Annotated in this window: 11 protein-coding genes; 4 read left to right on the top strand and 7 right to left on the bottom strand. The window is 59.7% G+C overall.

Features of this window, described 5'->3' with window-relative positions:
* Nucleotides 1-73 precede the first annotated feature (73 nt).
* From ACF8R4_RS18510 to ACF8R4_RS18500, 3 genes are all read right to left on the bottom strand, one after another.
* Nucleotides 74-592 (bottom strand): hypothetical protein, encoded by a 519-nt coding sequence (locus ACF8R4_RS18510; RefSeq protein ID WP_060515827.1) that lies wholly within the window; start codon nt 590-592, stop codon nt 74-76.
* Nucleotides 593-958: 366 nt separating this feature from the next.
* Nucleotides 959-1,480, bottom strand: a complete 522-nt coding sequence (locus ACF8R4_RS18505; protein ID WP_392493124.1) for a hypothetical protein — start codon at nt 1,478-1,480, stop codon at nt 959-961.
* A 13-nt stretch (nt 1,481-1,493) separates the two neighbouring features.
* Nucleotides 1,494-1,880 (bottom strand): hypothetical protein, encoded by a 387-nt coding sequence (locus tag ACF8R4_RS18500; protein ID WP_392493122.1) that lies wholly within the window; start codon nt 1,878-1,880, stop codon nt 1,494-1,496.
* 951 nt (nt 1,881-2,831) lie between these two features.
* On the opposite strand from ACF8R4_RS18500, the gene ACF8R4_RS18495 reads away from it, so the two are divergent.
* On the top strand, nt 2,832-3,326 hold the full coding sequence (locus ACF8R4_RS18495; RefSeq protein ID WP_392493120.1) for a helix-turn-helix domain-containing protein: 495 nt from the start codon (nt 2,832-2,834) through the stop codon (nt 3,324-3,326).
* Nucleotides 3,327-4,191: 865 nt separating this feature from the next.
* Here ACF8R4_RS18495 and ACF8R4_RS18490 read toward each other — a convergent pair.
* A complete protein-coding gene (locus ACF8R4_RS18490) occupies nt 4,192-4,746 on the bottom strand; it encodes a tyrosine-type recombinase/integrase (RefSeq protein ID WP_392493118.1) in 555 nt (184 codons plus the stop codon).
* A gap of 1,002 nt (nt 4,747-5,748) precedes the next feature.
* Here ACF8R4_RS18490 and ACF8R4_RS18485 point away from each other — a divergent pair.
* The 3 genes from ACF8R4_RS18485 (at nt 5,749) to ACF8R4_RS18475 (ending at nt 10,139) form a co-directional block, all read left to right on the top strand.
* A complete protein-coding gene (locus ACF8R4_RS18485; RefSeq protein WP_001161490.1) occupies nt 5,749-6,309 on the top strand; it encodes a recombinase family protein in 561 nt (186 codons plus the stop codon).
* 3 nt (nt 6,310-6,312) lie between these two features.
* On the top strand, nt 6,313-9,279 hold the full coding sequence (locus ACF8R4_RS18480) for a Tn3-like element TnAs1 family transposase (RefSeq protein ID WP_001138014.1): 2,967 nt from the start codon (nt 6,313-6,315) through the stop codon (nt 9,277-9,279).
* 188 nt (nt 9,280-9,467) lie between these two features.
* Complete coding sequence (locus tag ACF8R4_RS18475; RefSeq protein WP_392493114.1) at nt 9,468-10,139, top strand: hypothetical protein; 672 nt, start codon at nt 9,468-9,470, stop codon at nt 10,137-10,139.
* A gap of 57 nt (nt 10,140-10,196) precedes the next feature.
* Here ACF8R4_RS18475 and codA read toward each other — a convergent pair whose 3' ends face one another.
* The 3 genes from codA to ACF8R4_RS18460 form a co-directional block, all read right to left on the bottom strand.
* Nucleotides 10,197-11,438: a cytosine deaminase gene (gene codA / locus ACF8R4_RS18470; RefSeq protein ID WP_060499391.1), complete on the bottom strand. Its 1,242-nt coding sequence runs from the start codon at nt 11,436-11,438 to the stop codon at nt 10,197-10,199.
* Between the two features lie 88 nt (nt 11,439-11,526).
* On the bottom strand, nt 11,527-12,189 hold the full coding sequence (gene tenA, locus ACF8R4_RS18465; RefSeq protein WP_060499390.1) for a thiaminase II: 663 nt from the start codon (nt 12,187-12,189) through the stop codon (nt 11,527-11,529).
* Nucleotides 12,186-12,833 carry a TenA family protein gene (locus ACF8R4_RS18460; RefSeq protein ID WP_060499389.1) on the bottom strand — a complete coding sequence of 216 codons (648 nt, stop codon included), beginning with the start codon at nt 12,831-12,833 and terminating at the stop codon, nt 12,186-12,188. The genes tenA and ACF8R4_RS18460 overlap by 4 nt, the downstream gene beginning before the upstream one ends.
* Nucleotide 12,834 lies beyond the last annotated feature (1 nt).

The raw sequence follows: 12,834 nt of genomic DNA, 5'->3' as shown, positions 1-12,834 counted from the left end.
GCAGCAGATCGGTTGCCGCTGTGAGCCGTGGCCTACGCCCAACCCGATTAGTTGTTGGTCGAATAATGACCAGTTAATCAACCTCGGTTTCAATGTCTGCGAGCAAGCGTTTGTTGATGACCCCGTACCGGCGTACCCGTACATCACCGAACAACTTGGTCAAATCGTGGGGCCGCTGGCTCAGAATCTTGTTCGCTTTAACTTCGCACCAGTCTGGTGTGACCCGCCGATATACAACCTTCATCGTCACCGGGAAGCACTTATCGGCCAGCTCTTGAAGCCCTGCCACCTTACTTGTGGTGTACATGGTCAAGTACGCCTGCCGTACGTTGCCACGCCTAGGGCTTTGCAAACTTTGAACTCGAATCAAGAACGGTTGATCTGCAAACTTCCTGCCCAGCTCTTGCCTGAATGTCTTCTGGTCAATTAACAGGTTCTTACTGTCCTCGGGCGTCTCGTAGAACACCGAGTACTGGTAGTTCCATATTGGGGCAAGCAAGTAGTTGGCAAACTTTCGCTTGGTCTTGTCTTCCGATGATTCCACTTGCTGTTCCCATTGGTGATGGCTTACCGGATGAAGGGGATAGGCCATAGAATCTTCATTTGCACCTCCTAAACCTGCACGGATCGCCGTACCGATTGCACGCACTGGCGTGGGTAGGCTTAGTCTCTGTCCGGCCCTTTAACTACGCGGGCTGTGTGGCAGTCTTGTCACCGTGGGTTCTGGGGCGGGTCAAGTGGATGATTCTGCTTTTTTAGTGCGGCGGTATCAAGGGCCGTCAACGGCCCCGATTCTTACCCGCCGTGGCCTGTTCATCTGCCCGCATCGCCTTGACGTAGCACCGCATAGCCCACTCGATGAAGTCCCGAACAGGCATCTCATGGCGCCGTGCGTAGTAGCACAGGCCATGGAACTCATCCGCTGTGAACGAGACGCCTAGCGCCTTGGTGGCCTGAGTCATGCCGCCACCTCGGCTGGTTCTGCGTAGGCGCGGAGCAGGTCTGCCAAGGCTTTCTGCTCATCACTGGTCCGCTTCTTCTCTGCTGCTTTGGCCGCTGCCGCTGCTGCCTGCCGTTCAGTGCGTTCTACGCTGATAGCCACCTGCCGAGCGGTTTCAGTCACATTCCGCTGGTATCGGTCCTGCTCGTACTCGTCCAGGGCCATCTCTGCCAACTTGGGAAGTTCGGTCGCAATAACGTCTTCCGGCTTGCGTAGAATTGCCTTGAACCACAATGGCTGGGTGACCACCTTAACGATGGTGAAACCATCTCGAAGGATGTGTTGAAGTTCGATCAACGCCACCTCAAGTGGTGTATCACGGACCCAATCTACATTGGCGGCCAAGCCCTTGTAATGAAGACCTTCCGAACTTTTGTAATATTGTTCGGTGCGTTTGTCCAGCAACTGCTTAAATTCGGTATCGGAGTATTTGAAGAACTCGACTACAGTTGTGCCGTAAGTGTTGGTTACATTGGTCATATTAGTTTCCTTATTACTTGTTTGAACGGTGTTGTTTGAGAGCCGCGATAAAGCTCGCCTTGGCTCTTTGCTTGTCGCTTGATGGTTGGGTACTGCTGCCAGTGCTGGCGTTCTGTACGGGCTTCGCTGGGGCTGCTACAGGCGCCTTCGTGGGGGTGGTTGCCTTGGGCTTCTTTGCCGCTTCAACCCTTGCCCTGTGGGCTTCCAGATCGGAAAGCGTGGCCACCATGCCCGCTGGCAAGATCGCGTCTTCAAGCCCGTTCAGGTAGGCAAGTTCTGCCTTTGACGCCGGGACGTAGAAGGTCGATTCTGGCGGCAGACCAGGTTGCTCCAGGAAGTACGATAGAATCGCGCCATTATCACGGCGTACTTCCAGCCAGATGCTGTTATCGGTCGTCATGCTGCATCTCCCTGCTGCTCTGCTTGTTGGGCGTTAAACTCTGCTTCCAATTGCTCTTGAGTCGCCTTGTTGCGGGCTCGCCATTCACGGACTTGACACTGGACTGAACAGTATCTGGATAGCGACGAGCGACTGAAGAAGCATCGCTTGCAAGATTCGCAAGTGTGTTTACGCAATGGTCTACGGTTAGCCATATTAATTACCTCGTATGTATGTTAATGTTTCTTTAGGGCAATAAATGCCCGTCCTCGGTATGTGAGGTTACGGGCGATTGGTACTACAGTGTGTGCTTGTACTTGGACAAGTACAGCGTATTACCCCTGTTGCAGGGGCAAATCTTTAAATGGGTGGCCAGTTCGTTGCTGCCTTGGCCAAGGCACAGCATTGAGGTTCAAGAGCCATTCAAGCCAGAACCATCCTGCACAACTGTCTTCTCGCATCTTTAAATCACCGATCATCTGATGCCGGATCGACAACGGCAGTACGCCATAAGCGACAGCAATATGCTCTGTGCTATAAGCGTTTCAGCTGGGGAAGTTCTTCGAGGGTCTTGCGGGGGACTGGCAAAGTTGTTTCTGGCCAGTTCTATAATTCTATCAAATTTCTGGTAGAAGTCAATACATACATGCAAATAAAGTTGCATTATCTTCAACTTTCTGCGTTGTGGCGGCTTACCCAGCTGAAGGCCACGGCAACAAGTAAGCAAAGTTCAAGGTGGCTACACCATAATGAAACCGTAAGTTGGTCGGCAGTAGCCCAGATTGACCAGGTACAACAACTGGCTGGCCTGCGTGTAAGAGCACGCTTGTACGTGAATTCTACTGCCCTACCACCCACGGCGACCGCCAGATTGGGCGTAGCACCGCGTCTGCTGGTCATGAACTACGCAGAAGACCACGGCAGACGGGGAATGCTACGCTTTGCACACTGTTGCACACCCGGACCCCAAGCATGTTGCACACCATTCAAGAGGCCATTAGGCTCACAGGCGTAAGCAGGCGAACACTGTACAACCACAGTGACGCAGGCCGCGTCAGCTATAGCGTTGGCCAAGATGGGCGGCGCTACTTCGAGACTGCCGAGCTTGAGCGGGTATACGGCAAGCTCACAACGGTTGCACACCCAGATGCACAACCAGATGCACACTCTTTCACACCCGCTCCCAGCACCACCGAACTGGCCAAGTTGATCGAGGATGCGGTGCAGCGGGCCACAGCGCCCCTAGTTGAAGAGATCGCGGAACTACGGGCAACGCTGATGCGCATCGAGCACAAGCCATCGGCACCAACTGCACCAGGTACACCAGAAGTTGCGGATACGGCCTCGGCAGCACCAGTCGCACCGGCAGCGTTGGATCAAGCATCTGTGTCAGGCAGGACTGGCCAGTCTGCCCACGCCCCGTCAATTCGCACCTTCGGTGATCTTTTATCTAGTTGGGAAGCTTAAAGGCCTTGCAGGATGGCGCGGACGGGATAGGCTCGGAGCTGGAGCCAGAGCGGTAGCCGGGTCGCAACTTCCCCTAGGAGAGCACGCAGCTCAACCCGAGGAAGTCACCAGTAATCGAGGGCAGGCCCGTCGCCGTCACCGTCGCATCACCGGGGTATCCCGTGGTTGCTCACGGACACCTAAGCAGCTTTGCCGGAAATCACTCAACCCGGCCTGATCGTGGTCTGCTTCACCGTGAGAGGGCGCTACGCAAGAGGCTTTCGCCAACATCCACGTACTGCAACTACACACGGCAACTTCACCACTGGCGACTATGACCAATCCCGCTTGTCGTCGCCTATCAGCACGCAGATACCCAAGTGACACTCGTTCCTACCACCAGTATCTGTGGCAAACCGTCGAGCAGAGAGGGGTTGTGTTGGGGCACGCACGCGCTAGAATGGCGAGTACGTGGACCAAGCAACTCTTCCTTGCTGGTTTGCGGGTCGTGATCAGGACTTGTTCTCCTGCCACTACCAAATCTGAGAGCCCTGACTTGCCGGTCGGGGCTTTCGTCTTTCTGATCCTTGGAATCGTAGCGGCGACCTCTTGCGATGGCAAGGCGTGGCGTCTCGCTACCAACTTTCCAAGCGCCTGATACCCCGAAACTTTTCAACCAGGTACTCGCCCAGGGCGAATATCGACGGCATTCCGTGGGCGGAAAATATCGCCGGGGAATCGGTCAAACCGGGCCAACTGAGGCTCGGTGTCTAACGCCTCTACGAGCGGCTACGGCGCTATTCTCCAGCTTTTGCCGAATATCTAGGGGGTGAACACCGTCCACCCGCTAACGTCGCTGTAATCGCTTCCTACGGCCTTCCAGCCCCTAGAACACGAACTGGTGGTAGGTCGCGTCTACTTCTGACTGCGTGATACCGATGTACGCCATGGTGACGGCTGGGCTGCTGTGGTTCAGCACCTTGCAGATCAGCTCGATGGATGAGCCACCGTTGTACATCAACCAGCCCCGCGTCTTCCGCATCGAGTGTGTACCCAACTGCAACCCCATCTCATCACCCACGGCCTTGAAGGCGCTGGCGACGGCCACGCGGCTAACGGGCTTGCCCTTGGCCCGGTTGCTGTCCACCTCGAACAGGTACTGGTGAGTCGGGTAGGCTGCCCTACGACGCTCCACAATGGCCTTGGCGGCAACGTTCAGCTCGATGTCGCGGGTCTTGCCGGTCTTGCCTTCCTTGATGACCAGATTGCCGCCCTGTACGTCCTCGAAGGTCAAGCTCAGCAGGTCGCTGATCCGCAGAGCCGTGTTGACGCCGAATCGCCAGATGTCCGCGTACAGGGTGTTGCCCTTGGCGTTCTTGGTCAGCTTCCGGCTGATGGTTTCCGCGTCGCTCTGGTTCTTGACTGCTTCGACTGTGTTCATTTCTTATTTACGTTCCGTTGAATTCCGTAGATTGTGTTAATTAGAACACAGGGCTTTACGGAAAGTCCAGTGTTTCCGGTGGTTAGCTAATTTACAGAATTCTATTGTGTAAATTAGGAGGTGCTTTGAACGAACAACGGATCGAGCGGGAATCAGGCAAACAGCCGTAGGACAAGTATCAACGCCATGAAGATCAGCCATCCAGCAACGGCGGCGCCGGTGACAACGAGTACGAGTAAAAGGTGTTCCTTCATATCTTTCCTTAGGCGGATGAGGGGCTCCCTCAGCACCATATCCTCTTACACATCCAATGTGGTGTGTCGCCTCAACGGGTGATCTGGGAGACGCCCCAATGGGTGGTGTACGGGCATAGTGCTACCGCCTCGATCCGGTTTCGGAAAGTCGGACCAGGTCGCCCAGGCTGGGTCGCTTACGCTGGCGCCTGCAAACGATCTTTACCCCGGCCAGTAAGCGGGGTTTCGTCACTCGACAATTTGCAGGCAACTGGTCGTGACGACCGGATACGGGCAACCCCAACAAGGAGATTCACCATGAAGCACCTACTGTCTGCTGCCGTGTGGCTGCTGAAGACGATCTGCACCGAACTGATTCGCATCGTTCTGCGACACGCATTGCGAGGTGATCGGGCGGAATAACGCCGCCACGGCGGGAAACAGCGTGTGCGGGTCGATTCTCTTAACCCACCTGTAGCGTAGGTCGCGTGAATAGGCGCTTGCAGGGGGGCATAGAGAAAACGGAAAAAATCGTACGATAAGCCCTGCTGACAGCCTGCAAGCCCTTAGGTTGTGTAGTCGGTGTCCGAATGGGGTATACCCTAACTTGATGTCAGGCAGGGCCGCGCCGCTTCGTCAGAATAGAGTCTGCTTTCCCATTTTTTGACACATGCCCGCGAAGGTTATAGATTTCAGCCTGACAGAAATGGGCTTTGAGGCACAACGGAACAGAAAGTGCACTTAAGCCGCCTTCAACCAAGGAGACATCGTGCAGGGGCACCGCATCGGCTACGTCCGGGTCAGCAGCTTTGACCAGAACCCGGAACGCCAGCTGGAACAAACCCAGGTGAGCAAGGTGTTCACCGACAAGGCATCGGGCAAGGACACCCAGCGCCCCCAGCTCGAAGCGCTGCTGAGCTTCGTCCGCGAAGGCGATACAGTGGTGGTGCACAGCATGGATCGGCTGGCCCGCAACCTCGATGACCTGCGTCGCTTGGTACAGAAGCTGACTCAGCGCGGCGTGCGCATCGAGTTCCTGAAGGAGGGCCTGGTGTTCACTGGCGAGGACTCGCCGATGGCCAACCTGATGCTGTCGGTGATGGGGGCCTTCGCTGAGTTCGAGCGCGCCCTGATCCGCGAGCGGCAGCGTGAGGGCATCGCCTTGGCCAAGCAGCGTGGCGCGTACCGGGGCCGCAAGAAAGCCCTGTCCGATGAGCAGGCTGCTACCCTGCGGCAGCGAGCGACGGCCGGCGAGCCCAAGGCGCAGCTTGCCCGCGAGTTCAACATCAGCCGGGAAACCCTCTACCAGTACCTCCGCACGGACGACTGACACATGCCGCGTCGCTTGATCCTCTCGGCCACGGAGCGGGACACCCTGCTTGCGCTGCCGGAAAGCCAGGATGACCTGATCCGCTACTACACCTTCAACGACTCCGACCTGTCGCTGATCCGCCAGCGACGCGGCGACGCCAACCGCCTCGGCTTCGCCGTGCAGCTCTGCCTGCTGCGCTACCCCGGTTACGCGCTGGGAACCGACAGCGAGCTGCCCGAGCCGGTCATCCTGTGGGTGGCGAAGCAAGTCCAGGCCGAGCCGGCGAGCTGGGCAAAGTACGGCGAGCGCGACGTGACCCGTCGCGAGCATGCCCAGGAACTGCGCACCTACCTGCAACTGGCCCCGTTCGGCCTGTCCGACTTCCGCGCCCTGGTGCGCGAGCTAACCGAGCTGGCCCAGCAGACCGACAAAGGCTTGCTGCTGGCCGGTCAGGCCCTGGAGAGCCTACGGCAGAAACGACGCATCCTGCCGGCGCTGAGCGTGATTGACCGGGCCTGCTCGGAAGCCATTGCGCGAGCCAATCGGCGGGTCTACCGCGCCCTGGTCGAACCACTCACGGACTCGCATCGGGCCAAGCTGGACGAGCTGTTGAAGCTCAAGGCCGGCAGCAGCATCACCTGGTTGACCTGGCTGCGCCAGGCACCGCTGAAACCCAACTCTCGGCACATGCTGGAACACATCGAGCGGCTGAAGACATTTCAGTTGGTGGACTTGCCCGAAGGCCTGGGCCGGCACATCCACCAGAACCGCCTGCTCAAGCTGGCCCGCGAGGGTGGGCAGATGACGCCCAAAGACCTCGGTAAGTTCGAGCCGCAGCGCCGCTACGCGACCCTGGCCGCCGTGGTGCTGGAGAGCACCGCGACCGTGATCGATGAGCTGGTCGATCTGCATGACCGCATCCTGGTCAAGCTGTTCAGCGGCGCGAAGCACAAGCATCAGCAGCAGTTCCAGAAGCAGGGCAAGGCGATCAACGACAAGGTGCGCCTGTACTCCAGGATCGGCCAGGCGCTGCTGGAAGCGAAGGAAAGCGGCAGCGACCCCTATGCCGCCATCGAGGCGGTGATTCCCTGGGACGAGTTCACCGAGAGCGTCAGCGAGGCCGAGCTGCTGGCCCGGCCGGAAGGCTTCGACCACCTGCACCTGGTCGGCGAGAACTTCGCCACCCTGCGCCGTTACACGCCGGCCTTGCTGGAGGTGCTGGAACTGCGCGCCGCGCCGGCCGCGCAAGGCGTGCTGGCAGCCGTGCAGACCCTGCGTGAGATGAACGCCGACAACCTGCGCAAGGTGCCGGCCGATGCACCCACGGCCTTCATCAAGCCGCGCTGGAAGCCGCTGGTGATCACCCCGGAAGGCCTCGACCGGAAATTCTACGAAATCTGCGCCCTGTCCGAGCTGAAGAACGCCCTGCGCTCCGGCGACATCTGGGTCAAGGGCTCGCGGCAGTTCCGCGACTTCGACGACTACCTGCTGCCGGCCGAGAAGTTCGCCGCACTCAAGCGCGAGCAGGCCCTGCCCCTGGCGATCAACCCGAACAGCGACCAGTACCTGGAAGAGCGTTTGCAGCTGCTGGACGAGCAGTTGGCCACCGTCACCCGCCTGGCCAAGGACAACGAGCTGCCCGATGCCATCCTCACCGAGTCAGGGCTGAAAATCACCCCGCTGGATGCGGCGGTGCCGGATCGGGCGCAGGCGCTGATCGACCAAACCAGCCAGTTACTGCCGCGCATCAAGATCACCGAACTGCTGATGGACGTGGACGACTGGACGGGCTTCAGCCGCCACTTCACCCACTTGAAGGACGGGGCCGAGGCCAAAGACAGGACGTTGCTGCTGTCCGCAATCCTCGGTGATGCGATCAACCTCGGGCTGACCAAGATGGCCGAGTCGAGCCCCGGCCTGACCTACGCCAAGCTGTCCTGGCTGCAAGCCTGGCACATCCGCGACGAAACCTATTCGGCGGCCTTGGCCGAGCTGGTCAACCACCAGTATCGCCACGCCTTTGCCGCCCACTGGGGCGACGGCACGACCTCATCCTCCGATGGCCAGCGCTTCCGCGCGGGTGGCCGGGGCGAGAGCACCGGGCACGTCAACCCGAAGTACGGTAGCGAGCCGGGACGGCTGTTCTATACCCATATCTCCGACCAGTACGCGCCGTTCAGCACCCGCGTGGTGAATGTCGGCGTCCGCGATTCCACCTATGTGCTCGACGGCCTGCTGTACCACGAGTCCGACCTGCGGATCGAGGAGCACTACACCGACACGGCCGGCTTCACCGATCACGTCTTTGCCCTGATGCACCTGCTAGGCTTCCGCTTCGCGCCGCGCATCCGCGACCTCGGCGAAACCAAGCTGTACGTGCCGCAGGGCGTGCAAGCCTACCCGACGTTGCGCCCGCTGATCGGCGGCACCCTGAACATCAAGCACGTGCGTGCCCACTGGGACGACATCCTGCGCCTGGCCAGCTCGATCAAGCAGGGCACCGTCACCGCCTCGCTGATGCTGCGCAAGCTCGGCAGCTACCCGCGCCAGAACGGACTGGCCGTGGCCCTGCGCGAGCTGGGCCGGATCGAGCGCACGCTGTTCATCCTGGACTGGCTGCAAAGTGTTGAACTGCGCCGCCGCGTGCATGCCGGCCTGAACAAAGGTGAGGCGCGCAACTCGCTGGCCAGGGCGGTGTTCTTCAACCGCCTTGGGGAAATCAGGGATCGGAGCTTCGAGCAGCAGCGCTACCGGGCCAGCGGCCTCAACCTGGTGACGGCGGCTATCGTGCTGTGGAACACGGTGTACCTGGAACGCGCCACCCAGGGGTTGGTCGAGGCCGGCAAGCCGGTGGACGGCGAGCTGCTGCAATTCCTGTCGCCGCTGGGCTGGGAGCACATCAACCTAACCGGCGATTACGTCTGGCGGCAGAGCCGCAGACTGGAAGACGGGAAGTTTCGGCCCTTACGGATGCCCGGAAAACCTTAGCGTACGATTTTTTCCGAATTCTGCGGGCTCCCCTCTATTTTCACGACACGGCGTTCCCTGAGGTCGCTCAAAGCAAGCCTCCCCAGGACATGAACTGCGTGGTGTCCCTATTTGCGCCAAATGAAACCGTTACATTCCGGTACGGGGTTTACGACTCGCAAAGCGGTTACTATGGCGCTCAGTTCGGCATGGCCAGCGTATTCAGCGCCCCAGTTTCTGTCTCTCTGGCGGCACAAAAACCATCGATTACACCCTTGCTGCGGCAGGTAAATCCAGGCGACGAGAAGCAGGCACTCACCCTTGAACCCTCGAGCGCCAACGCACAATGGGCATTCGAGGGCTCACCCGTAGGTAAGCTTGAGAACGAGAGCGGCAACCGGTTCTATTACCCGCCGCCCCGGTTAACGCCAGCTGTCACGCTTAACGAAAACAACAAAACCGATGTACCTGCGGCATTGAAGGCAGATCTGGAGCACCCTCTTTATGCCGACGTGATCAATGCTACTGCAGTCGGTCAAACGGCAACGTCGACATTCCTGACCCAGTACGCTCCTGAAACGCACTTTTTCAAGGCGCACCTGGCTTCAGGCAAAGTGCGCCTGGCAATGTGGTATACCAAATGGGGCGCTACCACGCCCGTCGAGGTGAGTGCCGCGAAAACCCAGTGGGTTCGCATTGCGGGCAATGGCAATATTGATAGCAACGGTGTGTTCTCTCCGGCCTCAAGCCAGCCAACTCCGTTCACTGTCCTGCTGGCTAAAGATGTGACGGAAGACGACGGGTACTACTATTGGGCCTACATCGTATTACCGCTGCCGACACTGGAGCCCGAAAAGGTGCTGGAGTTGATCAACGGCTGACTCAAACCCTCGAGCGGATTGCTCGGCCCAGCACCCTGGGCCGAGGCTGAAGCAACGTCAGAGAAAACGTTGCACTTGCGCCGGCGTGCGCCGCATCAGTACCTTGCCATTGCGCACAGACACCAGCGCATGCCCCTGGCTACGCACCATTTCGTAGTCGTCAGGCGCCGACAGCAGTAACAGGTTGGCCGGCCGCCCCACCTCAATTCCGTAGCGTTCGCCCAGGTTCAGCGTGCGGGCGCTGTTGTCAGTGATCAGGTCCAGGCAGCGCTGCAGGTCTTCGTAACCGAGCATGTGGCAGATGTGCAGCCCGGCTTCGAGAATGCGCAGGATGTTGCCATTACCGAGCGGGTACCAAGGGTCGACGATGGAGTCCTGGCCAAAGCACACGTTCATGCCGGCGCGGTCGATCTCGGCCACGCGAGTGACGCCGCGGCGTTTCGGGTAGTTGTCGAAGCGCCCTTGCAGGTGAATGCTCTCGGTCGGGCAAGACACGAAGTTGATGCCCGACAGTTTCAGCAGGCGGAACAGCTTGTAGCAGTAGGCATTGTCATACGAACCCATGGCCACGGTATGGCTGGCGGTTACCCGGGCGCCCATACCGCGCACCCTGGCTTCTTCGGCCAGCACTTCAAGGAAGCGCGACTGCGGGTCGTCGGTCTCGTCGCAGTGCACGTCCACCAGGCAGCCGGTACGTTCGGCCAGGTCCATCAGGAACTTCACCGACGACACGCCCTGGTCGCGGGTGTTCTCGAAATGCGGAATGCCGCCCACCACATCGGCACCGATGGCCACGGCTTCTGTCATCAGCGCCCGCCCATTGGCATACGACTCGATACCCTCCTGAGGGAAGGCGACGATCTGCAAGTCGATCAACTCGCGCACGTCGTCACGCACCTCGACCATGGCCTTAAGTGCGGTAAGGCTCGGGTCGGTGACATCGACATGGGTCCGTACATGCTGGATTCCGTGGTCCACCAGCATGCCGATGGTTTTTCTCGCGCGGACCTTGATGTCGTCGTGGGTGGTGATTTCCTTACGCTCGGCCCAACGCTCGATGCCTTCGAACAACGTGCCGCTCATATTCCACTTCGGCTCGCCGGCGGTCAGGGTGGCATCCAGATGAATGTGCGGTTCCACAAAGGGTGCCACCACCAGGTTTTGACCGGCATCAAGGTCATCGATAGAAACGGGTGCCACCACCTCGGCCTGGGGCACGATGGTGGCAATGCGCTCGCCGCTCAGTTCGATGCGGTACAAACCGGGCTTGCCGCGCAAGCGTGCATTGATAATGTTCATGCTGTTACTCCTTGGGCTCGCTTATCGCCGCTACCTGCATAGTGGTCGAGCCCAAGGGGATCCGCCAGTGCCTGGCGCAGGTATCGATTTACTGGCTGTCCAGCCCCATCTGCCAGAAATCAGCCTCCAGGCTGGAAGCTTGCCCAAAAATCCCCACCAGGTCTGCGAAGCGCTGTTCGGTCATGCTCCGCGCTGCCAGTTCATCCAGGTGCTTACGCGCTGCCGCCGCCACGCCTTGATAGCCTTCCCCGGCATATTCACCAATCCACTCGCGGTACGGGTGGTTGCTCAAATCGCCGATCCGTTCCGCCAGGGTCCGGCCGATTTCGGCATAGCCGATCACGCAAGGCGCCAGCGCCACATGCAGTTCCAGCAGGTCGCCGGCGGCACCGCAGTCCAGTACATAGCGGGTATAGGCCACCGTGGCCTGGTGCTCGGGCGCAGCTTCGATATCGGCCTGGGTCAACCCCCAGCGCGCGCACAGGCGCAGGTGCAGTTCGGTTTCATCCAGGATCGCTGCCAGCCCGGCCTGCGCGGCGCGTATGTCCGCCGGGCGGCGGCTTTTATAGGCGGCCAACGCCCAGGCACGGGCGAACTGGATAAGGAACAGGTAATCCTGCACCAGGTAAGTCCGGAACGCGTCCTCACTCAACGTGCCCTCGCCCATCTGCCGCACAAAGTCATGGTCGACGTAGCTGTTCCACTGTTGGGTCGCGACAGCCTTGAGGCGCTCGAAGATATCCATGCTCACTTGCCCTCCGGGTAGACGGCATCGAAGAATGCCAGCTCCAGCTCGACGGTGCGTTGGTAGAAATCACTGGCCAGTGCGGCTTCCTGCGGGCCAACGCGGTCCAGCTCGGCTTGCAGGAAGGCAACGAAGGCCTGGAAGTCCGGGTTGTCGTGAAGGGTGATCCACTCGGCATGAACGAAGTTGTCCGGCATCGGTTTCGGCGCCTTCAGTGCCCAGTCCAGGTACAGGCCTTCGGCAACATTGAGCACCGCCAGCGCCGCCGCATAGGAGCGGGTAGCTGCCGCTTCGCGCATGATCGCCTTGAAACCTGCGGTTGGCGCAGTGTCGGCAGGTTCAGTGCGCTGCGCCGGGCTTACCTCCAGGGCCTCGAAGGCGCGCAGGAAGTAGGTGTTCTCATCACTGGAGATCATCCCGGCGAAACGGCCGAAGCGCAGGCGGGCCTCGAACGTGTCGGCGGTGGCGATGGCCGCGCCCAGCAAGGTCAGGAAGCTGTCGAGGAAACGGTGGTCCTGCACCAGGTAGTCGACCATGATCGGGGCCGGCAGGCTGCCGTCGCACAATTGGGTCACGAAACGGTGGCCAACGGCCGCCGACCAAGTCGGCTCGCTTTGGCGGCGCAGGTACTGGCTGAAACGTTCGGTCATG

The sequence above is a fragment of the Pseudomonas sp. FYR_2 genome, from assembly GCF_043106425.1.
GTDB lineage: Bacteria > Pseudomonadota > Gammaproteobacteria > Pseudomonadales > Pseudomonadaceae > Aquipseudomonas > Aquipseudomonas monteilii.
The sequence above is the reverse complement of the archived record's forward strand: the minus strand, read 5'-3'. Positions and strand labels throughout refer to the sequence as shown.